Origin of the sequence: Streptomyces sp. SLBN-31, assembly GCF_006715395.1 — a bacterium.
GTDB lineage: Bacteria > Actinomycetota > Actinomycetes > Streptomycetales > Streptomycetaceae > Streptomyces.
The window spans coordinates 1,682,207-1,704,981 of the sequence record NZ_VFNC01000001.1; the positions used below are offsets into that span (position 1 = coordinate 1,682,207).

Annotated in this window: 25 protein-coding genes; 6 read left to right on the forward strand and 19 right to left on the reverse strand. The window is 72.0% G+C overall.

The genetic code is table 11. From position 1 onward, the window contains the following. Window positions 1-12 precede the first annotated feature (12 nt). Both FBY22_RS07705 and FBY22_RS07710 read left to right on the forward strand, forming a co-directional pair. Window positions 13-606: a TIGR03086 family metal-binding protein gene (locus FBY22_RS07705; RefSeq protein WP_142143512.1), complete on the forward strand. Its 594-nt coding sequence runs from the start codon at window positions 13-15 to the stop codon at window positions 604-606. 55 nt (window positions 607-661) lie between these two features. Beyond that, complete coding sequence (locus FBY22_RS07710; protein ID WP_142143513.1) at window positions 662-1,288, forward strand: DsbA family protein; 627 nt, start codon at window positions 662-664, stop codon at window positions 1,286-1,288. A 20-nt stretch (window positions 1,289-1,308) separates the two neighbouring features. Here the strand turns inward: FBY22_RS07710 and FBY22_RS07715 are convergent, their stop codons facing one another. The 14 genes from FBY22_RS07715 to FBY22_RS07775 all read right to left on the reverse strand — a co-directional run bounded on the left by FBY22_RS07715 (window position 1,309) and on the right by FBY22_RS07775 (window position 14,850). Beyond that, the gene (locus FBY22_RS07715; protein ID WP_142143515.1) at window positions 1,309-2,058 is read right to left on the reverse strand and encodes a sirohydrochlorin chelatase; all 750 of its coding nucleotides are present in this window, start codon (window positions 2,056-2,058) and stop codon (window positions 1,309-1,311) included. 6 nt (window positions 2,059-2,064) lie between these two features. Continuing rightward, window positions 2,065-2,949, reverse strand: a complete 885-nt coding sequence (locus tag FBY22_RS07720) for an ABC transporter permease (protein WP_142143517.1) — start codon at window positions 2,947-2,949, stop codon at window positions 2,065-2,067. Beyond that, window positions 2,936-3,721 carry an ABC transporter ATP-binding protein gene (locus FBY22_RS07725; protein ID WP_142143519.1) on the reverse strand — a complete coding sequence of 262 codons (786 nt, stop codon included), beginning with the start codon at window positions 3,719-3,721 and terminating at the stop codon, window positions 2,936-2,938. The genes FBY22_RS07720 and FBY22_RS07725 overlap by 14 nt, the downstream gene beginning before the upstream one ends. 71 nt (window positions 3,722-3,792) lie before the next feature. Further along, complete coding sequence (locus FBY22_RS07730; protein ID WP_142143521.1) at window positions 3,793-5,121, reverse strand: sulfate adenylyltransferase subunit 1; 1,329 nt, start codon at window positions 5,119-5,121, stop codon at window positions 3,793-3,795. A gap of 2 nt (window positions 5,122-5,123) precedes the next feature. Further along, a complete protein-coding gene (cysD, locus tag FBY22_RS07735; protein ID WP_142143522.1) occupies window positions 5,124-6,062 on the reverse strand; it encodes a sulfate adenylyltransferase subunit CysD in 939 nt (312 codons plus the stop codon). Further along, a complete protein-coding gene (gene cysC, locus FBY22_RS07740; protein ID WP_142147428.1) occupies window positions 6,059-6,595 on the reverse strand; it encodes an adenylyl-sulfate kinase in 537 nt (178 codons plus the stop codon). The genes cysD and cysC overlap by 4 nt, the downstream gene beginning before the upstream one ends. Window positions 6,596-6,615: 20 nt before the next feature. Next, window positions 6,616-7,326: a phosphoadenylyl-sulfate reductase gene (locus FBY22_RS07745; protein ID WP_142143524.1), complete on the reverse strand. Its 711-nt coding sequence runs from the start codon at window positions 7,324-7,326 to the stop codon at window positions 6,616-6,618. Further along, on the reverse strand, window positions 7,323-7,502 hold the full coding sequence (locus tag FBY22_RS07750) for a hypothetical protein (RefSeq protein WP_142143526.1): 180 nt from the start codon (window positions 7,500-7,502) through the stop codon (window positions 7,323-7,325). Before FBY22_RS07750 ends, FBY22_RS07745 begins: the two co-directional genes overlap by 4 nt. After that, entirely contained in the window at window positions 7,499-9,196 is a 1,698-nt protein-coding gene (locus FBY22_RS07755) for a nitrite/sulfite reductase (protein ID WP_142143528.1), read from the reverse strand. The genes FBY22_RS07750 and FBY22_RS07755 overlap by 4 nt, the downstream gene beginning before the upstream one ends. Before the next feature lie 127 nt (window positions 9,197-9,323). Further along, window positions 9,324-9,407 (reverse strand): putative leader peptide, encoded by an 84-nt coding sequence (locus tag FBY22_RS45685; RefSeq protein WP_309486338.1) that lies wholly within the window; start codon window positions 9,405-9,407, stop codon window positions 9,324-9,326. Window positions 9,408-9,534: 127 nt separating this feature from the next. After that, entirely contained in the window at window positions 9,535-10,107 is a 573-nt protein-coding gene (locus FBY22_RS07760; protein WP_142143530.1) for a GNAT family N-acetyltransferase, read from the reverse strand. A 17-nt stretch (window positions 10,108-10,124) separates the two neighbouring features. Further along, window positions 10,125-11,390 (reverse strand): hypothetical protein, encoded by a 1,266-nt coding sequence (locus FBY22_RS07765; protein ID WP_142143532.1) that lies wholly within the window; start codon window positions 11,388-11,390, stop codon window positions 10,125-10,127. A 157-nt stretch (window positions 11,391-11,547) separates the two neighbouring features. Beyond that, the gene (locus FBY22_RS07770; protein WP_142143534.1) at window positions 11,548-12,864 is read right to left on the reverse strand and encodes a GAF domain-containing protein; all 1,317 of its coding nucleotides are present in this window, start codon (window positions 12,862-12,864) and stop codon (window positions 11,548-11,550) included. Window positions 12,865-13,215: 351 nt separating this feature from the next. Next, window positions 13,216-14,850, reverse strand: coding sequence for an acyl-CoA dehydrogenase family protein (locus tag FBY22_RS07775; RefSeq protein ID WP_142143536.1), 1,635 nt, complete (start codon window positions 14,848-14,850; stop codon window positions 13,216-13,218). A gap of 166 nt (window positions 14,851-15,016) precedes the next feature. Here FBY22_RS07775 and FBY22_RS07780 point away from each other — a divergent pair, with 166 nt between their 5' ends. Genes FBY22_RS07780 through FBY22_RS07790 form a run of 3 tightly spaced genes read left to right on the forward strand, consistent with a single transcriptional unit; the run spans window position 15,017 to window position 17,849 of the window. Beyond that, the gene (locus FBY22_RS07780; RefSeq protein WP_142143538.1) at window positions 15,017-16,153 is read left to right on the forward strand and encodes a YihY/virulence factor BrkB family protein; all 1,137 of its coding nucleotides are present in this window, start codon (window positions 15,017-15,019) and stop codon (window positions 16,151-16,153) included. 54 nt (window positions 16,154-16,207) lie between these two features. Further along, on the forward strand, window positions 16,208-17,155 hold the full coding sequence (locus tag FBY22_RS07785; RefSeq protein WP_142143540.1) for an AraC family transcriptional regulator: 948 nt from the start codon (window positions 16,208-16,210) through the stop codon (window positions 17,153-17,155). 10 nt (window positions 17,156-17,165) lie between these two features. Further along, the gene (locus FBY22_RS07790) at window positions 17,166-17,849 is read left to right on the forward strand and encodes a DUF6597 domain-containing transcriptional factor (RefSeq protein ID WP_142143542.1); all 684 of its coding nucleotides are present in this window, start codon (window positions 17,166-17,168) and stop codon (window positions 17,847-17,849) included. On the opposite strand, the gene FBY22_RS07795 is transcribed toward FBY22_RS07790, so the two are convergent. The 3 genes from FBY22_RS07795 to FBY22_RS43840 form a co-directional block, all read right to left on the reverse strand. Further along, window positions 17,835-18,233: a VOC family protein gene (locus FBY22_RS07795; protein ID WP_142143545.1), complete on the reverse strand. Its 399-nt coding sequence runs from the start codon at window positions 18,231-18,233 to the stop codon at window positions 17,835-17,837. The two genes, FBY22_RS07790 and FBY22_RS07795, sit on opposite strands and share 15 nt — an antisense overlap. Before the next feature lie 700 nt (window positions 18,234-18,933). Then, window positions 18,934-19,566: a VOC family protein gene (locus FBY22_RS07800; RefSeq protein WP_142143547.1), complete on the reverse strand. Its 633-nt coding sequence runs from the start codon at window positions 19,564-19,566 to the stop codon at window positions 18,934-18,936. Between the two features lie 54 nt (window positions 19,567-19,620). Further along, on the reverse strand, window positions 19,621-20,136 hold the full coding sequence (locus tag FBY22_RS43840) for a hypothetical protein (protein ID WP_160159861.1): 516 nt from the start codon (window positions 20,134-20,136) through the stop codon (window positions 19,621-19,623). 39 nt (window positions 20,137-20,175) lie between these two features. Here FBY22_RS43840 and FBY22_RS07810 point away from each other — a divergent pair, with 39 nt between their 5' ends. Beyond that, the gene (locus FBY22_RS07810; RefSeq protein ID WP_142143549.1) at window positions 20,176-20,832 is read left to right on the forward strand and encodes a ThuA domain-containing protein; all 657 of its coding nucleotides are present in this window, start codon (window positions 20,176-20,178) and stop codon (window positions 20,830-20,832) included. Here the strand turns inward: FBY22_RS07810 and FBY22_RS07815 are convergent. Continuing rightward, the gene (locus FBY22_RS07815; RefSeq protein WP_142143551.1) at window positions 20,819-21,385 is read right to left on the reverse strand and encodes a GNAT family N-acetyltransferase; all 567 of its coding nucleotides are present in this window, start codon (window positions 21,383-21,385) and stop codon (window positions 20,819-20,821) included. The two genes, FBY22_RS07810 and FBY22_RS07815, sit on opposite strands and share 14 nt — an antisense overlap. 66 nt (window positions 21,386-21,451) lie before the next feature. Next, entirely contained in the window at window positions 21,452-22,504 is a 1,053-nt protein-coding gene (locus tag FBY22_RS07820; protein ID WP_142143553.1) for a LacI family DNA-binding transcriptional regulator, read from the reverse strand. Window positions 22,505-22,775: the final 271 nt, after the last annotated feature.

Consider the following 22,775-nt stretch of genomic DNA (forward strand, 5'->3'; position numbering starts at 1 on the left):
AGCGTGGGGCGCATGACGTACGACGACCCCAAGCACCTGCACACGTACATGACCGAGTGCGCCGCCGAGGCGGCCCGCGTGGCGCGCGGCGTCCCGGCGGCCCGCCTCGGCGAGCCCACCCACTGCCCCGACTGGGACGTCCGGGCCCTGGTCAACCACTGGGTCCTCTACACCTCCCACGGTCTGGAGCACCGCGCCCTGCGCAAGCAGCTCCCCGAGGAGCTGACCGCCCGCGACTTCACCGCCGACCCGGACTGGGCCGAGGCCTACGCCGCCCAGCTGGACCGCGCCGTCGCCGCCTGGGCCGATCCGGCGGTGTGGGAGGGCGAGGTCGACCTGGGTATGGCCAAGATGTCCGCTCTCGACATCGCCTCCATGGTCGTCAAGGAGATGGCGGTGCACGGCTGGGACGTGGCCGCCGCCACCGGCCAGCGGTTCCGGATCTCCGACGACGCGGCCCGCTTCATCCTCCACGTGGTCGAGAAGCACGGCGACATCTACCGGCAGTACGACGGCTTCGCCGACCCCGTGCCGGTGCCGGACGATGCCCCCGTCTTCGACCGGGCCCTCGCCGCCAGCGGGCGCGACCCCAAATTGGGCCAATGAAAACGTGAACAATTGGGGCGGGACCCTGTGCCGCCTCGGGACTAGCGTCGACGGTATGACCGACACCGCACCCATCCCCGTCGACTTCTGGTTCGACCCCGCCTGTCCCTTCGCCTGGATCACCTCACGCTGGCTGCTGGAGGTCGAGCGCGAGCGCGCGCTCGAGCTCCGCTTCCACGCGATGAGCCTGTACCTGCACAATATCGGCAACGAACTCCCCGACTGGTACCGGGAGTTGGTGGACCGTTCGATCGGCCCGGTGCGGGTGGCCGTGGCCGCGGCGGAGCGGCACGGGGAGAAGGTGCTGCGCGATCTGTACACCGCGTTCGGCACCCGCATCCACGTGGGCAAGGCCGACTCCACCGACCGCTTCGCCGCCGTGATCACCGAGTCCCTGGCGGAACTGGGCCTGCCGGCCGAACTGGCCGCCGCCGCGCACGACCCGTCCTACGACGAGGCAGTCCGCCGCAGTCACGAGGCCGGCGCCGAGCCCGACTCGGGCGGTTATGTCGGCACGCCCACCCTCCACGTCGACGGGACGGTGTGGTTCGGCCCCGTGCTGCGGGCCGTTCCCCGAGGGGCCAGGGCGGCCGCGCTCTTCGACAGCTTCCGCGTCCTGGCCACCGATCCCGACTTCTTCGAACTCAAGCGCACCCGCACGGGATCGCTCCGCTTCGACTGACGGCCCGGGCCGAGCGCTGGTCAGGCGCCGAGAGCCGCCAGCGCCGGTGCGCGCACCGCGTCGTAACGTTCCAGCAGCACGCGGGCCACCTCCGGCGCCGGACCGAGGACGTCGGCGAGCACGTCCCCCTCGGCCGCGCCCCGCGCGATGCGGTCGGGAAGGAAGCCGGGGGCCAGGACGTACGGAGCGACGGCCACCCGCGCGCAGCCCAGGGCCCGCAGTTCCCGTACCGCGTCCTCGGTGCGGGGCAGAGCAGCGGAGGCGAACGCGGGTCGCACGGCGCACCAACCGGTGTGCCGCCACTCCCGCGCGATTTCTGCGATCACCGCGATCGCCTCCGGGTCGGTGGACCCCGCCGAGGCCAGCACGACCCCGGTCGAGGACTTGTCGGCGGGCGACAACCCCGCCTCGTACAACCGCCGTTCGAGGGCGGTCAGGAGCAGCGGCGAGGGGCCGAGCACCTCCGCCTGACGGATGCGCAGGCGCGACGGTGCCTCCCGCAGGACCGCCGGGATGTCGGCCTTCGCGTGGAACGCGCGCGTCAACAGCAGCGGAAGGGCCACGACTTCACGGACGCCGTCCGCCGCCAGCGACTCCAGGACTCCCTGCACGGACGGGATGTTGAAGTCCAGGAAACCGGTCTCCACCCGGACCTCCGGGCGCAGCGCGCGCACCTCGCGGACCAGGGCATGCACCGTCGCGGCATGCCGCGGGTCACGGCTGCCGTGCGCGATCACCACGAGGACGGGGCGGGCGGACGTCGTACGCATGGAACCTCAGTTCCTCACGAGCAGGCCGCGGCTGCGCAGGACCCAGCGTTCGAGGGGGCTGAATACGATCAGGTCGATGGCGATGCCGACGAAGAGGATGAGCAGGATGGCTTCGAAGACCATGGCCATGTCGGAGGCGGTGCGGGCGTTTTCGAGGAGTTGGCCGAGGCCGACGCCGAGGTCGGGGAAGCTGGCGATGATCTCGGCGGCCATGAGGGAGCGCCAGGAGAAGGCCCAGCCCTGTTTCATGCCGGCGACGTAGCCGGGCAGGGCGGCGGGCAGGGTGATGTGCCAGGTGCCCTTGAGGCCGGTGGCGCCCATGGTGCGGCCGGCGCGCAGGAAGAGCGGGGGGACCTGGTCGACGCCGGAGACGAGGCCGTTGGCGATGGAGGGGACGGCGCCGAGCAGGATGACGGCGTACATCATGGAGTTGTTCAGGCCGAGCCAGATCACGGCGGGGGGTACCCAGGCGACGGAGGGCAGGGACTGCAGGCCGGACAGGATGGGGCCGATGGCGGCGCGGATGAACTTCACGCGGGCCACCAGCAGGCCCAGCGGGGTGCCGATGAGCAGCGCGAGGCAGAAGCCGAGCAGGCCCCGCGAGACGCTCGTCCAGATGTAACCCAGCAACGTGCCCTCCAGCCACGACTGGCGCAGCACGTGCCAGACGTCGGCCGGCGAGGGCAGCTTGCTCGGGTCGTCGACGATCCCGAAGGAGATCAGTCCCTGCCACACCACGAGCACCACGGCGATCGCCGTGATCGGCGGCAGGACCTTGTTGACCAGGGTCTGGCGCAGGGACGCCCGTCCGGTGGTGGTGGTCTCCAGGGCGTCGAGGCCGGCCTCGACGCTCCCGGCGTCCTGGGCCGGTGTCGTGTCAGTGCTGGCCATGGCGGCGGATCTCCCCACGCAGTACATCGGTGATCTCCAGGGACAGCTCGGCCACGGGTGCGTCCTCGATACGGCGCGGCTGGGGGATGCCGACCCGCCACTCGCGGGCGATACGGCCCGGGCGCGAGGACAGCAGGATCACCCGCTGCGCCAGGCGTACGGCCTCGCGCACGTTGTGGGTGACGAACAGCACCGACAGGCCCGTCTCGGCCCAGATGCGGGTCAGTTCGTCGTGCAGCACGTCCCGGGTGATGGCGTCCAGCGCGGCGAAGGGCTCGTCCATCAGCAGCAGCCGGCTGTCCTGGGCGAGCGCCCGGGCCATGGCCACGCGCTGGCGCATGCCGCCGGACAGCTCGTGCACCCGCTTGCCGTGCGCGCCCTTGAGCCGCACCAGCTCCAGCAGCTCCTCGGCCCGCCTGCGTCGCTCGGGCTTGGGAACTCCGCGGAGTTTGAGGGCGAGTTCGATGTTCTTGCCCGCGCTGAGCCAGGGGAACAGGGCGTGTTCCTGGAACATCAGGGCCGGGCGGCCGTCGGTGGTGATGGTGCCGGCGCTGGGTTCGTCCAGGCCGGCGACCAGGTTGAGCAGGGTGGACTTGCCGCAGCCGGAGGCCCCCAGGAGGGTGACGAACTCGCCCGGGGCGACATCGAGGCTGATGTCGTCCAGGACGAGCTGCTGCCCGGCGGGGGTCGCGAAGGACTTCGAGACGTGCGCGATACGGGCGGCGTGCTCGACCGACTCGTCGGCCTTGGCGAGCGTCGTGATCGTGGCCATGGTCGTCACCTCCTGGGAATCTCGTCGTGGCCGTGGCGGGGAGGGCGGCGGACCGGTGCCGCCCGGGACGGTCAGAAGTCCCAGCCGTCGTCCTCGGACTCGTCCTTGACGGGCTCCGGGGACGCGAACGACTCGCCGACCATGCCCGCGGTGAGCGTGGTGCCGTCGCTGGGGTCGATCAGGATGAACGAACCCGTGCGCCGGGAGTCCGCGTAGGAGTCCACCGGCAGCGGCTCCGCGGTACGGATCTTCACGCGGCCGATGTCGTTGGCGACGAGCTGCCCGGGGTGCGGGTGCAGGGACAGGTCGTCGAGCGTGAGCCGGGACGGGATGTCCTTGACGATCGCCTTCACCGTGCGGGTGCCGTGCTTGAGCAGGACACGGTGGCCGACGGTCAGCGCGGCGTCGGCGACATGGCAGACGGTCGCCTCGATGTCCTGCGTGGTCGCCGGGGCGTCCTTGCTGGGCACGATCAGGTCACCGCGCGAGATGTCGATGTCGTCCTCAAGCAGGAGCGTCACCGACTGCGTCGTCCAGGCGACGTCGACCGGCTCACCGAGCAGGTCGATGCCGGCGATCCGAGAGGCGCGGCCGGACGGCAGGACCGTCACCGCCTCGCCCACGTGGAACGAACCGGCGGCGATCTGCCCGGCGTAGCCGCGGTAGTCGGGGTGCTCGGCCGTCTGCGGGCGGATCACGTACTGCACGGGGAGGCGGGCGTGGCAGTGGCTCAGGTCGTGGGTGACCGGGACCGTCTCCAGGTGCTCCAGGACCGTCGGGCCGCCGTACCAGTCCATGTTCGCGGACGGCTCCACCACGTTGTCACCGGCGAGCGCGGAGATCGGGATCGCGGTGACCTCGGGCACGCCCAGTTCGAGGGCGTACGCCGTGAACTCCTCGGCGATCGCCGCGAAGACGGACTCCTGGTAGTCGACGAGGTCCATCTTGTTGACGGCGAGGACCACGTGCGGGACCCGCAGCAGGGCCGCGATCGCCGCGTGGCGGCGGGTCTGCTCCACGACGCCGTTGCGGGCGTCGACCAGGATCACCGTCAGCTCGGCCCTGGAGGCACCCGTCACCATGTTGCGGGTGTACTGCACGTGGCCGGGGGTGTCGGCGAGGATGAACCGCCGCCTCGGCGTGGCGAAGTAACGGTACGCCACGTCGATGGTGATGCCCTGCTCGCGCTCGGCCCGCAGACCGTCGGTGAGCAGCGCGAGGTCGGGGGCGTCCTGGCCGCGGCTCGCGGAGGCGCGCTCGACGGCCTCCAGCTGGTCGACGAGGACCGACTTGGAGTCGTGCAACAGCCTTCCCACCAGAGTGGACTTGCCGTCGTCGACGGAGCCCGCCGTCGCGAAACGCAGAAGGGTGGTCTCGGAGATTTCCGTGGTCGTGCTCATGCTTAGAAGTACCCCTCGCGCTTACGGTCTTCCATTGCGGCCTCGGACATCTTGTCGTCGGCACGCGTCGCGCCGCGCTCGGTGAGCCGGGAGGCGGCGATCTCCGTGATGACCTGCTCCAGCGTCACGGCGTCCGAGTCGACGGCGCCCGTGCAGGACATGTCGCCGACCGTGCGGTAGCGCACGAGGCGCTTCTCGACCGTCTCGCCTTCCTTGGGGCCGCCCCACTCGCCGGCCGTCAGCCACATGCCGTTGCGGGCGAACACCTCGCGCTCGTGCGCGAAGTAGATCTCCGGCAACTCGATGCCCTCGCGGGCGATGTACTGCCACACGTCCAGTTCGGTCCAGTTGGACAGCGGGAAGACGCGGACGTGCTCGCCGGGCGCGTGCCGGCCGTTGTACAGGTTCCACAACTCGGGCCGCTGGCGGCGCGGGTCCCACTGCGAGAACTCGTCCCGCAGGCTGAACACCCGCTCCTTCGCCCGCGCCTTCTCCTCGTCGCGCCGCCCGCCGCCGAACACCGCGTCGAACTTCTCCGCCTGGATCTTCTCCGTCAGCGGCAGCGTCTGCAGCGGGTTGCGGGTGCCGTCCGGGCGCTCCTTGAGGACGCCGCGGTCGATGTAGTCCTGTACGGAGGCGACGTGCAGCCGCAGCCCGTGCTTGGCCACCGCCCGGTCCCGGTAGTCGAGGACCTCGGGGAAGTTGTGGCCGGTGTCCACGTGCAGCAGGGAGAACGGCACCGCGGCCGGGGCGAAGGCCTTCAGCGCCAGGTGCAGCATGACGATGGAGTCCTTGCCGCCGGAGAACAGGATCACCGGCCGCTCGAACTCGCCCGCCACCTCGCGGAAGATGTGCACCGCCTCGGACTCCAGCGCGTCCAGGTGCGAGAGGGCGTACGGAGCCTCCGTGCCCCCCTCGGTCTCGGCGACGGTCGTCGTCATGCCAGTCCCCTCTCGGTGAGCAGCGCGTGGACCGCGGCCGCGGACTCCTGGACGGTCTGGTGCTGCGACTCGATGCGCAGGTCGGGCGACTCGGGCTGCTCGTAGGGGTCGTCCACACCCGTCAGCCCGGTCAGTTCGCCGGCCGCCTGCTTGGCGTACAGGCCCTTGACGTCACGCACGGAGCACACCTCGACCGGGGTCGCGACGTGCACCTCGATGTACGGCGCCCCGCCGTCCTGGTGGCGCTTGCGCACCGCCTCGCGGCTGTCGGCGTACGGCGCGATGACCGGGACCAGCGCCTTGACGCCGTTGCGGGCGAGCAGTTCGGCGAGGAAGCCGATGCGCTGCACGTTGGTGTGCCGGTCCTCGCGGCTGAAGCCGAGGCCTGCCGAGATGAACTCGCGGATCTCGTCGCCGTCGAGCACCTCGACGCGGTGGCCCTCCTCGCGCAGCCGGCCGGCCAGCTCGTACGCGATGGTGGTCTTGCCGGCACTCGGCAGACCCGTGAGCCAGACGGTGGCTCCGGTCGTCACCTGCAACTCCTCAGTCGTCGTCATGCGTGCAGCCCGCACTCGGTCTTGGCCCGCCCGGCCCAGCGGCCGGCGCGCGCGTCCTCGCCCTCGAGCACCCGGCGGGTGCAGGGGGCGCAGCCGACGGAGGCGTAGCCGTCCATCAGCAACGGGTTGGTCAGGACGCCGTGTTCGGCGACATAGGCGTCCACGTCGTCCTGGGTCCAGCGGGCGATCGGGGAGATCTTGACCTTCTGGCGCTTCTCGTCCCAGCCGACGACCGGGGTGTTCGCCCGGGTCGGGGACTCGTCGCGGCGCAGGCCGGTCGCCCAGGCGAGGTAGTCGGTCAGGCCCCGCTCCAGCGGCTGCACCTTGCGCAGCTTGCAGCACAGGTCGGGGTCGCGGTCGTGCAGCTTCGGGCCGTACTCCGCGTCCTGCTCGGCGACCGTCTGACGCGGGGTGAGCGTGATGACGTTGACGTTCATCACGGCCTCGACCGCGTCGCGGGTGCCGATGGTCTCCGGGAAGTGGTAACCGGTGTCGAGGAACACCACGTCGACGCCGGGCATCGCGCGGGAGGCGAGGTGGGCGACCACCGCGTCCTCCATCGACGAGGTCACGCAGAAACGCTTTCCGAAGGTTTCCACCGCCCACTGGAGGATCTCCAGCGCGGAGGCGTCCTCCAGGTCTCGGCCGGCCTGCTCGGCGAGCGCCTTCAGGTCGTCGGTCGTCCGTTCTTCCGTCACCGCGGTCATGTCCGATCTCCCCCTGCTTCGGAGTGCTGGAGGCCCCGGGCCAGCAGCCCGAGGAACTTCAACTGGAAAGCCCTGTTGCACGCGGCGCATTCCCACGCGCCGTGGCCCTGCTCGCCCGGACGGAGGTCCTCGTCGCCGCAGTAGGGGCAGTAGAAGGGGGCGGCGCGCTCGCTCACGACAGGGCCTCCTCGGAGGCGCGCGCGGCCCAGGCCGCGAACCGCTCGCCCTCCGCGCGTTCCGCCTGGAACCGCTTCAGGACGCGCTCGACGTAGTCGGGCAGCTCCTCGGAAGTGACCTTCAGACCGCGCACCTTGCGGCCGAACCCGGCCTCCAGGCCGAGCGCGCCACCGAGATGCACCTGGTAGCCCTCGACCTGCTCGCCGCGGTCGTTGAGGACCAGCTGGCCCTTGAGACCGATGTCCGCCACCTGGATACGGGCGCAGGCGTTCGGGCAGCCGTTGAGGTTGATGGTGATCGGCTCGTCGAAGTCCGGGATGCGGCGCTCCAGTTCGTCGATCAGCGCGGAACCGCGCTGCTTGGTCTCGACGATGGCGAGCTTGCAGTACTCGATGCCGGTGCAGGCCATGGTGCCCCGCCGGAACGGCGACGGCTTGGCCGTCAGGTCGAGCGCCTCCAGGGCCTCCACCAGCGGCTGGACCTGCGCCTCCTCGACATCGAGGACGATCATCTTCTGCTCGACGGTGGTCCGGACCCGGTTCGAGCCGTGCGCCTCGGCCACCTCGGCGATCTTCGTCAGCGTGGCGCCGTCCACGCGGCCGACGCGCGGGGCGAAACCGACGTAGAAACGGCCGTCCTTCTGCCGGTGCACACCGACGTGGTCGCGCCAGCGGCCCGCGGGATCGGCGGGCGCGGGGCCGTCGACCAGCTTGCGGCTCAGGTAGTCGTCCTCCAGGACCTGACGGAACTTCTCCGGGCCCCAGTCGGCGACGAGGAACTTCAGGCGGGCGCGGTTGCGCAGCCGCCGGTAGCCCCAGTCGCGGAAGATGCCGACCACGCCGGCCCACACCTCCGGGACCTCCTCCAGCGGCACCCAGGCGCCGAGCCGGACGCCGAGCTTGGGGTTGGTGGACAGGCCGCCGCCGACCCACAGGTCGAAGCCGGGTCCGTGCTCGGGGTGTTCGACGCCGACGAACGCCACGTCGTTGATCTCGTGCACGACGTCCAGCAGCGGGGAGCCGGAGATCGCCGTCTTGAACTTGCGCGGCAGGTTGGAGAACTCCTTGCTGCCGATGTAGCGGTCGTGGATCTCCTCGACCGCCCACGAACCGTCGATGATCTCGTCCTCGGCGATCCCGGCGACCGGCGAGCCGATCACGACACGCGGGCAGTCGCCGCACGCCTCGGTGGTGGACAGCCCGACGGCCTCCAGCCGCTCCCAGATCTCCGGCACGTCCTCGATGCGGATCCAGTGCAGCTGGATGTTCTGCCGGTCGGTGATGTCGGCGCTGCCGCGCGCGAACTCCTCGGAGATCTCGCCGATCACCCGCAGCTGCCGGGTGGTGAGGCGGCCGCCGTCGACGCGGACCCGCAGCATGAAGTACTTGTCGTCCAGCTCCTCCGGCTCCAGGATGGCGGTCTTGCCGCCGTCGATCCCGGGCTTGCGCTGGGTGTACAGGCCCCACCAGCGCATACGCCCGCGCAGATCGCTGGGGTCGATCGAGTCGAAGCCACGCTTGGAGTAGATCGTCTCAATGCGTGTCCGCACATTGAGACCGTCGTCGTCCTTCTTGAACTGCTCGTTGCCGTTCAGCGGAGTGAAGTGCCCCGCGGCCCACTGACCCTCGCCACGGTGACGGCTCACCTTGCGGCGGGAAGTCGCGGCGGCAGGGTTCTGCGGGGAGGCGGCCATGGTGATTACGTCCTTCGGGACAGGCGGAAAGCGGCTCTGGCCTGCGCGTACGTGCGCATGGGCATGCGTGCGCGTCTTTGCGCAGGGAAAGAGGAGATGTCAGAAGATGTCGGGCGGCTCTGAGCTGTCAGCTCGCCGGACAGATGGCGCTGGACATGCGGCCGAGGTCGACGTGCCGCCGACTCACCAAGGCAATTCCAGTTCCAGACATGACGGAAGCGTGTCACGGCGATCTGGACACAGTCCAGCTTCGTCCATGATGCGGACACCCTTGTCCCGACAGGTGAGACAAGAGTGTCGTCGATCACATACTGCGCACGGGCTCTTGTCCGTGCAGGTCAGACGCGGTAGGCGCCGGGCCACGGCCCGGGAGCGGCCACCTCGGTCTGCTCCTCGACCTTGGTGTCGAAGAGCCTGAAGCCCCTGCGCAGGTAGTTGTCCATGGCGTGCCGCCCGTCCAGGCTGCAGGTGTGCAGCCAGACCCGCTTCGTGCGGGCCAGCCCCGGCCAGCGGTCCGCGAGGTCCCAGGCGCGGGCGGCGCCGTACGACAGCAGGTGCCCGCCGATCCGGCGGCCCCGGAAGGCGGGGATCAGGCCGAAGTAGACGATCTCCACGACCCCGTCGTCCTGCGGCTCCAGCTCCACGTACCCGGCGGGCGTGCCGCGGTCGTAGGCCACCCACGTCTCCACACCGGCCCGCCCGAGGTGCTCCTCCCATCGGCCGTACGTCCAGCCGAGCCGGTCGATCCAGCGGATGTCGCCGCCGACCGACGCGTACAGGAAGCGACTGAACTCGGGGGAGGGGACCTCGGAGCGCACGATCCGCACGTCTCCCTCCGGCGCGGCGGCCGTCAGGAGGTCGGTCGGGGCGGTCTGCTCCAGGGACCAGGTGGTCACGGGGATGTTCGTCATGCCCGCCAGGGAATCATCTAGCCCAGAGATCTGTCGATCGAGCTCAGCGGCAGCGCGTAGAGCATCCGCCCGGACTGGGACCACACCTCGCCGGTCTCCTCCCAGTAGGACAGGGAGCCGGCCCGGCCGCTCCAGCAGCTGGTGGACTCGTCGGTGCCGCACTCGGTGGCCCGCGCGTCGCGGGTGTTCTGCCGCCACAGCGTGCCGTGCCCGGCCGGGTCGTCCGCGGCGCGGTCGAGATACCAGTTCGAGCCGTACGACAGGACGCCGCCGACGTCGGTCGTCTTCGTCTCGTACGCCCGGGTCGCCGACGCCTCGCCGGCGGCGTCCGTGGCCAGCAGCCCGGCGCGGGCCGGGTCGGAGCTGAACGCGTAGCGCCACAGGCGGGTGTGCCGGCCGCTGTCCGAGGACACCCGTTCGCTCGCGACCAGGCTGTCGGGCGCGGTGCTGCGGTCGAGGGAGATCGCCTCGGGGCGGGCGGCTCCGGCGGCCGCGCGGTAGGTGCCGATGGCCGGCAGCACGTACCGGTATCCGTTTGCCGCCCAGCCGCCGGGCACCTTGCCGACCCGGCCACTGTCGACGGTGGCCCGCTGGACGCGGTGCAGGTCGTAGACGTACAGGCCGTCGGCGGTGGTGACCAGCAGCTTGCCCTGGTACCAGGTCATGCCGGACACGGCGGAGGTCAGCCCCCGGTAGTCGCGGCCGCCGTCGACCGGGACGGCGAGCAGGGCCCAGGTGTAGACGAGGTTGTCGGGGTCGTCGGCGTCGACGAAGGCGACCCGGGCCAGACCCGGCGCGCCCGCCCGGCCGGCGTGCGCCCAGCCGGACAGCAGCACCCGGTGTTCGCCCCAGTGGCCGTCGTCGTCCGCGTCGCCCGAGGTGGTGACCGCTCCGGCCCGCCAGCCGCGGGTGTCGGCGGCGTCCCAGCAGTACGCGCGCGTGGCCGCCGGCTCCACGGGCAGCGCGGCGCGGTCCGCGGTCGTGCAGTCGGCCGGCGTGCGCAGGGAGTGGTCGGCGTCGTCGAGGACGGCGCGCACGCCGACGGGCCTGCCCATCTCGGAGGCGAGCCGGTCCAGCGTGGCCTCGGGCACCAGCCGCTCCCGCAGCCGGAACTCCGCGGCGGAACCGGCGAGGGTCTTCAACCCCCCGGGATCCTTGCTGACCGTGGCCTGTGAGGCGCTGATCATGGTGGCCGCCGCGGTGAGCGCGAGGGCGGTCCCGGCCAGGAAAGCGCGCAGCGCACGGCCCCGCTTCTGCCGACGGTGCCTGCCACGTTGCTTCATAGGTCCTCCCGAGGCGAGCCAACTGCGTTCATTGGTCCGTGTGTTGACCAAAGGAGCAGGTGGGGTGGCCCGTAGAGGGATGCTACGGCAGTTCGGGGCGGCCCAGGGCTAAGACCCTGCAAATATGCGGAAGATGCTCCCTCGATGCCCCGCGATGTCACTCGGAGGGAGCGGAAGGACACATTCCCGGCGTGTCGTCCGGCGTGCGCTGCCCGATCACCGCCGGTGCCGTCGAGTGCGGCAACAGGTCCCGCGGGTTGGCCGGCAACAGCACCTCCACGTCGGCGCCCTCGGCGAAGCGGTAGGGGCGGTGCTCCAGCAGCCCGCCCAGGTAACGCCGTACCCGCGACATCTCGGCCCGGACCGTCACCGTACGGGCCGGGTCCCCGAACACGTCCTCGGCCAGGCCCGCCGCGCTCCGGCCGTCGCGGTGCAGGGCCAGCAGATACAGCAACTCGGCGTGCCGCGGACTCAGTTCGTGACTCCATGAACCCGCACTGCCGGACACCGTCACCGTCCAGCGGCGCGGCCGCGTCAGATCCAGCACCACCCCGGTGGCCGTCCGCGGCACCGGCTCGTCCGAGACCCGGATCAACCAGCCCCCGGCCAGCGGCTCCACCGTGCACAGCCCGAACGGCGGCAGCCACCGACGGCCCGTCGAGAGGGATTTGGGCAGGAAGGTCCGGCTCGTGTACGGCATCCCCGTCACCGCCGCCGTCCAGCCGTCCCGGTCCACCGCCAGGGCCCGGCCGCCCACCCGGGCCAGCACCGGGGCCGCCACCGAGCGCAGCCGTTCCAGTGAGCCCAGATGCAGTTCGCGCAGCTTCGACTCGGCGAGCTTGGCCACCGAGTCGACCCAGGCGAGGGTGGCCGGATGCATCGTCTCCAGCGGCCCGCTGACGTCCACGACACCGAGCAGCCGGCCGTCGCGCGGGTCCGTGATGGGCGCGCCGGTGCAGGTCCAGGACGTCTGCGAGCGCACGAAGTGCTCGGAGGCGAAGACCTGCACGGGCCGGCGGGCCACCACCGGGGTGCCGATGCCGTTGGTGCCGATGACGCTCTCCCGCCAGTCGGCGCCGAGTTCAAAGCCGGTCCCGTCGGCCTTGCGCAGCACCGGCGAACTGCCCTCCCGCCACAGCACCCGGCCGTCGGGGTCGGCGATCACCATGATGTGGTGGGCGGTGTCCGCGACCGACAGCAGGCCCTCGCGCAGCACCGGCAGCACATGTCTGAGCTCCGAGGCCTCCCGGCGGCGCCGCACCTCCTCCTGGGACAGCAGCCCGGTGCGGAAGTCGTGGTCGGGGTCGACGCCGCTGCGCAGCATGCGTCCCCAGGACTGCTCGATGACCGGGCGGGGTGCGACCGGCGCGCGCTGCCCGGAGAGCGCGGCGGAGCGGACGTCGCTGAGTACCCGTGCCGCGCGAGCCGTGTCCACCACCGCGAGTTGCGTCACGTCCGTCGGCGTGAGTGCCACTGGTCCTCCCGGAGGGAACATCCTGACTGTCCGTCCAATAGTGCCGTTCGTTCATGACGGACGGACACAGTCCGGCCACAGACAGCAGCAAGTTGCAACCCCCTGCAACCCTGGTGAACGCTCCCGGCTTGTTTGAATATTGAGCGACGCCGTCCCGAGCGGCGTTCGCGGCCTCGACCGGGCCAGTGCGGCGGGGGTGGTGCCGTGTCGGCGCAGCACCACCCCCGCCGTGTGCCTTCGGCGATCGGGCCGGCCTCGCCTCGGGGGTGGGGGCTTGGGCGCGACGGCGGGTGCGGGTCCGTCGTGGCTGGTCGCGCAGTTCCCCGCGCCCCTGGGTCCGCCGGCCTTGAGTCAGTCGGTAGGCCGGGCCCGATTCACCACCGGCTTCAGGTTCAGGGTGTGGGGCAGGGTGCCGAAGGCCGCGCCGGCGTCGCCGCCCAGGCGGGAGGCGCAGAAGGCGTCGGCCACCTCTGGGGGTGCGAACCGCACCAGGAGCGAACCCTGCAGGACCAGGGCGAGCCGTTCCGTCAGGCGCCGGGCGCGGGCCTCGATGCCGTCCAGGTCGGCCAGGTCGGTCAGCAGGTTCTTGATCGCCTGGTCGAGGCGGTGGTCGGCGCCCCGGGCCCGGCCCACCTCCTGGAGGTAGGCGTTCAGCGCCGTCGGCTCCCGGCGCAGGGCGCGCAGCACGTCCAGGGCCTGCACGTTCCCGGCGCCCTCCCAGATCGAGTTCAGCGGCGACTCGCGCGCCAGCCGGGGCAGCCCCGACTCCTCGACGTAGCCGTTGCCGCCCAGGCACTCCGCGGCCTCGACGACGAGCGGCGCGCACCGCTTGGTCACCCAGTACTTGGCGGCCGGCACCGCGAGGCGCAGCAGTGCCCGCTCCTGCTCGCCGCCGTCGTCGCAGGCGGCCGCGAGGCGCAGCGCGAGGGTGGTCGCCGCCTCGGACTCCAGGGCGAGGTCGGCGAGCACGTTGCGCATCAGCGGCTTGTCGACGAGTTTGCCGTCGAAGGCCTCGCGGTACGTGCAGTGGTGGACCGCCTGCGCCACCGCCTGCCGCATCAGACCGGCCGAACCGAGCACGCAGTCCAGCCGGGTCGCGGCCACCATGTCGATGATGGTGCGTACCCCGCGTCCCTCCTCACCGACCCGCCGCGCCCAGGTCCCGTCGAACTCGACCTCGGCGGAGGCGTTCGAGCGGTTGCCGAGCTTGTCCTTGAGGCGCTGCAGGAGGAAGACGTTGCGGGAGCCGTCATCCAGGACGCGGGGCACGAGGAAGCAGGTGAGCCCCTCCGGTGCCTGGGCGAGGACCAGGAAGCCGTCGGACATGGGCGCCGAACAGAACCACTTGTGCCCGGTGAGCGCGTACGTCCCGTCCTCGGCGAGCGGCGTCGCGGCCGTCGTGTTGGCGCGTACGTCACTGCCGCCCTGCTTCTCCGTCATGCCCATCCCGAACAGGGCACCGGCCTTGAGACGGGCGGGCCGCAGCTCGCGGTCGTAGATCATGGACGTGAGTCTGGGTTCCCAGACGGCGGCGAGGTCCGGGTCGGTGCGCAGCGCGGGGACGGCGGCGTGGGTCATGGACAGCGGACAGAGGTTGCCGGCCTCGACCTGCGTCCACACCAGGAACGCGGCCGCTCTGCGCACATGGCCCGCGGGACGGGCCCAGGCCGCCGTCAGCCCGGCCGCGACGCCCTTGCCGAGCACGCGGTGCCAGGCCGGGTGGAACTCGACCTCGTCGACACGGTGGCCGTGCCGGTCGTGGGTGCGCAGCCGGGGCGGGTTCTCGTTGGCCTGCGCACCCCACTCCTGCACCTGGGCCGACCCGGAGGCCCGGCCGAGCGCGGACAGCTCGGCGTGGATCTCGTCCTGAAGGTCGGGGGAGACATGCCGGTCGACGGCCTCGCTGAGGACGCGGTCGGCGCGGTAGACGTCGTAGCCGGTCAGGGGAGGGGGCTGGTTGGACACGGTGTGCGTGGTGCCTGCCATGCCGCGAAAGTACCCCGTCTCGGCGCCGGCCAGCACAACTCCGCCGAGGACATTCCGGCCAACGGGGACATGACACAGGTGCGGCCGTGCCCCGGGCGCGGGATCCGGCCGTGTCGCCCGGGGCCGGGGGATGAGTGCACTCGGACCTGCCGGATACCGTTAGGTCGTGCAGCCAGCAAGTGAGTCCTCGCAGCGGCCCTCCGGCCGTCTCCACCGGGCGCGTGCCCTCTACCGGAACGTCTCCAAGCGCCGGACCGCCTGGCTGCTGCTCAAGGACACCGTCAACTCCTGCATGGAGTACCGCATCCTCGGCCTCGCGGCGGAGGCCGCGTTCTTCACTCTGCTGTCCGTGCCGCCCCTGCTGCTCAGCCTCATCGGCCTGCTCGGCTACGTCGACGCCTGGACCGGCACCGACAGCATCTCCAGCCTGGAGACCAACATCCTGAACGCCTCGCGGACCGTCCTGTCCGACAAGGGCGTCAACGAGATCGCCGTGCCGATCCTGCACGACGTGATGAAGGGCGGCAGACCCGACGTCATCTCCATCGGCTTCCTGTTCGCCCTCTGGTCGGGCTCCCGCGCGGTCAACGTCTTCATCGACACCATCACCGTGATGTACGGCCTCGACGGCGTGCGCGGCATCGTCAAGACCCGGATCGTGGCGTTCCTGCTGTTCCTCGCGGCCCTGGTGATCGGGTCGGTGGCGCTGCCGCTGATGGTCGCGGGCCCGGACGCGGTGGTGCGGATCGTTCCGTGGTCGGAGACGGTGGTGCAGGTCCTGTACTGGCCCGTGGTCATCATCCTGTCGATCGTCTTCCTGACCACGCTCTACCACGTGTCCGTGCCCGTGCGGTCCCCGTGGATCGAGGACGTGCCCGGCGCGCTGGTGGCGCTGGCGATGTGGGTGGTCTGCAGCTTCGTGCTGCGCATCTACCTCACCAACACCATCGAGGGTGCCTCCATCTACGGCTCCCTCGCCGCCTCCGTCGCCGTGCTGCTGTGGATCGGGGTGGGCGCCTTCGCCGTGCTCGTCGGGGCCGCGGTCAACGCGGCGATCGACCGGGTGTGGCCGGCCGCGGCGACGGCCGCGGCCCGCGCCGCCAACGAGCGGCTGCGCGAGGCCCAGCTGGCCGAGCACGTGGCCCGTGCCGCGGCCGGGCACGACACCGACCCCGAGGACCCCGACATGCCCTCGGAGTTCCCCGAACGCTGGTCCCGCTTCCTGCCGCCCGAGGACGTCACCTCGCGCCTGCGCACCCACGTCAAGAGCACCCACCCGCCGCACAAGCCGGAGAGCTCCTGAAGGCTCACGCCGAGCCGTCCGCCGCCTCGGCCGCGCGCGTCTACGCTGACCGCCATGGACGCCCTCGCAGGTCTGCTGGAAGGCCCACGCGCGCGTGGCGCCTTCATGATCCGAGCGTGTTTCGATCCGCCCTGGGCCGTGCGGGTGGAGGACCGGGCCCCGCTGACAGTGATGCTCATGGTCCGCGGCGACGCCTGGGTCACCCCGAACGCGGGGAAGCCGGTGCGGCTGCGGGCCGGTGACCTCGCGATCGCCCGCGGACCCGATCCGTACACCTGCGGCGACGATCCCGGAACGCGGCCGCAGGTGGTCGTCCTGCCGGGGGCGGAGTGCAGCTACCCCGACGGGCGGTCGCTGAACGGCACCATGGACCTGGGCGTGCGCACCTGGGGCACCCGGCCCGACGGCTCGGCCGTCCTGCTCATCGGCACCTACCTGTGGCAGGGCGAGGTCGGCGGACGCCTGCTGGACGCCCTGCCGCCGCTGCTGGCCCTCACCTCCGACATGTGGCCGTGCCCGCTCACGCCGATCCTCATGGAGGAGATCGTCCGCGACGAACCGGGGCAGGAAGTGGTCCTCGACCGGCTCCTCGACCTGCTGGTCATCGCCGCGCTGCGGGCCTGGTTCGGCCGCCCCGAGGCGGCGGCGCCCGCCTGGTACCGGGCGCTGGCCGATCCGGTGGTGGGGCGGGTGCTGCGGCTGGTCCAGGACGACCCGGCGCACCCGTGGACCGTAGCCTCACTGGCCGCCAAGGCCGGGGTGTCCCGCGCGGCCCTCGCCCGCCGCTTCACCCTGCTCGTGGGCGAGCCCGTGATGACGTACCTGACCGGCTGGCGGCTGGCCCTGGCCGCGGACGCGCTGCGCGACACCGGCGACACCCTGGAGACGATCGCCCGCCGCGTCGGCTACGGCAGCGGGTTCGCCCTGTCCAGCGCGTTCAAGCGGGTCTACGGAGTCAGCCCGCAGGAGCACCGGGAGCGGCCGGCGCAGGCGCGCGCGTAGGCTGGCGGGCGTGTACGAGGAGAGGCCCTCCCGGCTCACCGGAGCGGTCGTGTGGCGCAACACCCCGGCCGAGGCCGGCGTGGGGCGGGTGCTGCCCGACGGCTGCATGGACCTGCTCTGGCACGACGGCCGGCTGCTCGTCGCCGGGCCCGACACACGCGCGTACGTCACCGACGGCGCGCCCGGACTGTGGGCGGGCGTCCGGTTCTTCCCCGGCACCGCGCCCTCGATCCTCGGCGTGCCCGCGCACGAACTGCGCGACCGGCGCGTCGAACTCGCCGCGCTGCGGCCCGCCGCGGAGGTCCGCCGCCTCACCGCACTGGTCGCCGCGGCCCCCGAACCGGCCCTGGGCCTGGAGGAGTCGGCGTTGCGGCTGGCCGATGCCGGCGCGTCCCCCGACCCGCTGCTACGACACCTCGTCACGGCCCTCGACGCGGGCCGTCCCGTCGGCCGGGCCGCCGACGAACTGGGGCTCACGGCCCGGCAGTTGCACCGGCGGTCGCTGGTGGCCTTCGGGTACGGGCCCAAGACGCTGGCCCGGGTGCTGCGGCTGCAGCGGGCCGTGGGGATGGCCCGGCAGGGGGTGCGGTTCGCGGAGACGGCCGCCCGGGCCGGGTTCGCCGACCAGGCCCATCTGGCGCGTGATGTCCGGGAGTTGGCGGGGGTGCCGCTCGGCCGGCTACTGCTGGGGTAGCGGCGCGAACAGGTCGACGCCGTTGCCGTCCGGGTCGTGCACGACCGCGTACCGCTGGCCCCAGAAGGCGTCCCACGGCTTGAGCTCGCCGTGGTGGCCGGCGGCGACGAGGTCCTCGTACAGCGCGTCGACCTCGGCGGGCGACGCGCACCGGAAGGCGAGCGCGATCCGGCCGCCGCCGCTCGGCGGCCGCCACCCGGGGTGGAAGGAGCGGATCGTCTCCTCCGTGTCCAGGGCGAGGGTCGCCCCGCCGGGCAGTTCGGCCTCGACGTGCGGCTGGTCCTCGGCACCGTCGGGGAAGACGAGGCCGAGGCGGCGGTAGAAGGCGAGTGAGGCCGCCATGTCCGAGGCGACCAGGCCGATCACGGCGAATCGTGGAGTCATGCGGCCACCGTAGGCAGAGGGCCGGACGACGGTCTTGAAGGAATCGGACGAACCCGACCGGGATCGTGGCACCGACGGGGAGGGTTGGTGACCGACGGGACGGGGCGGGGTGGGCCGGGATCGATGGAACCGGACGGGGTGGGCCGGTGATCGGGGGGACTGGGCGGGGTGGGGCGGTGATCGGTGGGTCCGGGCGGGGTGGGCCGGTGACCGACGGGACGGGGCGGGGCGGGCCGGGATCGATGGGTCCGGGCGGGGCGGGCCGGTGACCGAGGGGTCCGGACGGGGCGGGCCGGTGACCGAGGGGACCGGACGGGGTGGGCCGGTGACCGAGGGGACCGGGCGGGGAGGGCCGGGAATCGAGGGGACCAGGCGGGGAGGGCCGGGGATCGCCGGCACCGGCCGGGGAGCCGGAGGTCGACGGAACCGGCCGACGGGGATCGACGGGTCCGGGCGAGAGGGCCGGAGGTCGACGGAACCGGCCGGGGGGGGATCGACGGGTCCGGGCGGGAGGGCCGGTGATCGATGGAACCGGACGGGGTGGGTCGGTGATCGGTGGGACCGGGCGGGGAGGGTCGGGAATCGAGGGGACCAGGCGGGGGAGGCCGGAGATCGACGGAACCGGGCGGAGAGGGCCGGGGATCGACGGAGTCGACACGGGCGGCCGGAGATCTCGGGAGTCGTCAGGGATGGCCGAGGTTCAGGAGAAGGTGACGGGGCCGCGCGGGGTGTCCACGGTGAAGGTGAGCGCCACCGGGCCCTCGGTCAGGGGGAGTTCGGCGCCCACGGCGGCCAGCAGTGGGCGGATCTGGGCCGGGTCGGGGGCGCTCGCCGACAGCCGGAGCAGCGGGGTGACGGGCAGCCCGGAGGCCGACGGGTGGACGGCGGACCCCCAGTCGATGAGAAAGGGCACCAGACCGGAGGGGTGCTGGGTGTCACCGTCGGTCAACCGCCACCGCAGCAGGCTGCCGTCGGGTCGGCGGCGGCTCATCGGGCGGATGTCGCCGGGATCGTAGCCGCGGGCCCGGGCGGACATGACCGCGGCGTCCAGGTCGGGCGGGCTGAGGGCCCAGGTCACCGTCCGTGCTGACGCCAGCTCGTCGACCGCGAACGGGCGCGGGCCGTCCGGCTCCGTCTGCTCAGGGTCCGGCCCGATGATCTCCAGGTAGCTCGAACCACCCAGCGCCACAAGGAAATTGCGCGTACCGAGGCCGACATGGGCGCCGCCGGGAGCGGGCGGGACGCCGGTGCGCCGCGCGAAGTCGGCGACCGTCGCCGCCAGGTCGGGGGTGGCGAGGACGAGGTGGTCCAGACGCGCGGGGATGACGTTCATCGAAGTCGAGGCTAGAGGGCGAGGGGCCTGCGATGGAACACCTGTGCGGTGGCCTCAGCAGGAGAACCGGGCGTCGATCTCGGCGGCCGTCATGGGCCCCTCCCGCGTCCAGTACTTCCCCGCGGGGACCCGGGCCGCCCTGACCTTCCGGACCTCGAAGACGTCTCCGGTGCCGTCGTCGCCGCCCGCGTAGACGACGGACACGTCGAGCCACTTCGGCAGAGTCGCGGGGGGCGCCTTCGGATGTGCCGTACGGAAGTCGTCCGCCGCCCACAGCGTCACCGCACCGGTCCGGCCCTCGGCCGTCCTCGGACCCCGCGCCCGCCACAGCAGGTCCTCGGAATCGCTGTCGTACACCTCGACCGTCCGCACCGTGTCACCGGCGCAGACGGGCGCCTTGAAGGACACGCGTGAGCCGTCGACGCGCAGGCCCACCAGGATGGTCGTCTCCGGATCGGACATCCGGTACACCATGTACTCGAAGGCGCCCACGGCGCCGAGCACGACGACGAGGATTGCCGACCCCATCAGCACGAAGGGCCACACGGGTCTCTTCCGGTACTCGTTCACCGGCGGGAACACCCCCGGTCCCCGGCTAGGCTCGCGCTCATGGCCCCCCGACTCCTCGTCTACACGCGCACTGCCGACTACCGCCACGACTCCATCCCCGCCGCCGTCGCCGCCGTACGCGCGCTCGATGATCTCGAAGTGGACCATAGCGAAGATCCCGCCGTCTTCGAGAGCCCTCTGCACGGCTATGCCGCCGTCGTCTTCCTCTCCACCAGCGGCGAGGTGCTCACCCCGGCGGGGCGGGAACGGCTGGCCGCCTTCGTGGAGGGCGGCGGTGGGTTCGCCGGGGTGCACGCGGCAGCCTGCACGGAGTACGAGTGGCCGTACTACGGCGAGTTGCTGGGTGCCCGATTCGACCGGCACCCGGCCCACCAGCCGGGACGGGCCGTCGTGGAGGACCGCGCGCATCCGGCCACCCGCCACCTGCCCGCCGTCTGGGACTTCACCGACGAGTGGTACGACTTCCGTACCAACCCCGGTGACCGGGTGCGGGTGTTGGTGAGCGCCGACGAGTCGTCGTACGAAGGCGGCGGCATGGGTGCCGACCATCCTCTGGCCTGGTGTCGGGAGCAGGGCGCGGGCCGGGTGTTCTACACCGCCCTCGGACACGCCGCCGAGGCCTACGAGTCGCCGGAGTTCCGGGAGCATCTGCGCGGCGGCATCGGCTGGGCGGGGCGGACGCTCACCGAACCGTAGCGCCGTCGGCCGGCCGCGCGGGGCGGTTCAGGCGCCAGACGACGTCGATGCCGACGAGCGAGGGGGTCTCCGGCGCGGCCCGCTCGTGGCCGATCTCGGTGAACCCCAGACGGCGTGGGACCGCGCCACTGGCCGTGTTGGCCACGTCGTGGGTGATCTCCACGTACTCCACGCCCGGCAGGGCGAACATCTCGTCGACCAGGGCCGCCGTCGCTCTCGTGGCGATGCCCCGGCCGGTGGCGGCCGGGTGCAGCCAGTACCCCATCCGCCATCTGACGGGCGCGTCCACGCGGTAGGTCTGGCACATGCCGACGAGCGTGCCGCCCTCCGCGATGGCGTAGTTGTAGGCCTCGTCGGCAGCCCACTTCGCCTCGGCCTTCGCGAGGAAGTCGCGGGTGCTCTCCTCGCCGTGCCGGGCGACCCAGCCCATCCACGGGCGCAGGTGGTCCACGGACTCCTCGATCAGCCTGAACGCCGGGGCGAAGTCGTCCTGCGGCCGCCAGCGTCGCAGCACCAGGCCGCCGCATTCGATGAACTGACTCGGTCGCTCCATGACAGCCATGATCGGTTCGCGGCACGCGCCACCGCAACGGGGTGCGAAAACGGGCCGCATCACCGGTTACGACCGTGTCATCGGCGCGCGTGCCGTGCTCGCCCGCTGCACGAGCCGCGTCGACAATTCCGTACGCGTGCCCTCGGGGCGGTCGCCCTCCATCATGCGGACCAGCAGATGCAGGGCCGTCGCCGCCATCTCCGCAAGGGGCTGACGGACGGTGGTGAGCGCGGGACTGGCCCAGCGGGACTCGGGCAGATCGTCGAAACCCACGACACTGACGTCCTCGGGCACCCTCAACCCCCTTTCGGTCAGCGCCTCGTAGACCCCGAGGGCCATGCGGTCCGAACAGACGAAAACCGCCGTCGGGGGCTCACGCAGGTCCAGCAGGTCCAGCATGCGGCGATGGGCGACCGACTCGTCGAAGCCGGCGTGGCGGACGTACTCGGGACGGTGCCGGATGCCCGCCGACGCGAGGGCGGAGCGATAACCGGCGACCCGCGCGCTGCTGCACATCTTGCGCTGGTGGCCGGCGATCACCGCGATGCGCTCGTGACCGAGCGCCAGAAGGTGCTCGGTCGCCGTCACACCGCCCTGCCAGTTCGCCGCGCCCACGGACACGACACCCGGCGGCGGTTCCAGCACCGGATCGATCAGGACGTAGGGAATGCGGTGCTGGTCCAGCCAGGCGTACTGCGAGGGAGTCAGTTCGGACAGGTTGAACAGCACCCCGGAGGAGCCGCGCGCGATCAGCTTGTCCAGCCAGCCGCGCTCGGGCCGCGCACCCCGGGTCCGGGTCAGCCCCGCCGAGACCACGACCTCCAGCCCGGCGTCGTGCGCCGCCCCCTCGACTCCCTGCAGGATCGCGCCCGACCACGAACTGTCGAGCGAGTGCACGACCAGGTCGACCAGGCCGGGCACCTTCGCCGCGTCGAACCGGGGTCTGCGGACGTAACCGAGGCGGTCCAGCGCCTCCGTCACCCGACGGCGGGTCTCAGGAGCCACGTCCTCCCGGCCGTTGACCACCTTGGACGCGGTCGGCACGGAGACCCCCGCCTCGCGGGCCACCACGGCCAGTGTGGGACCGGCGGCCACGCCGGCACTCCCCGTACGGACCATAGGGAACCACCTCTCCGGCCCGCCCGAGGGCCATGAAAAGTTTCGACAGGTGCGCGACAGTAAGCGCTTCCTACCCTAGGTTCACCGGCTGGGGCGGGGAAGAGGTCGGACTTCGCCAGGTCTTCACAGGCCTTGGCTTTCGAAACTTCGAACGTGGTGGGTGGGGGCCGGGTCTCCGGCGGCCACTACCACCGAAGCGGCCTCGGCTACCGGAATGTACGCCAAGTAGCCCTCGTATCGCACTCTGCACCGGAATACCGCCGGGATCTGT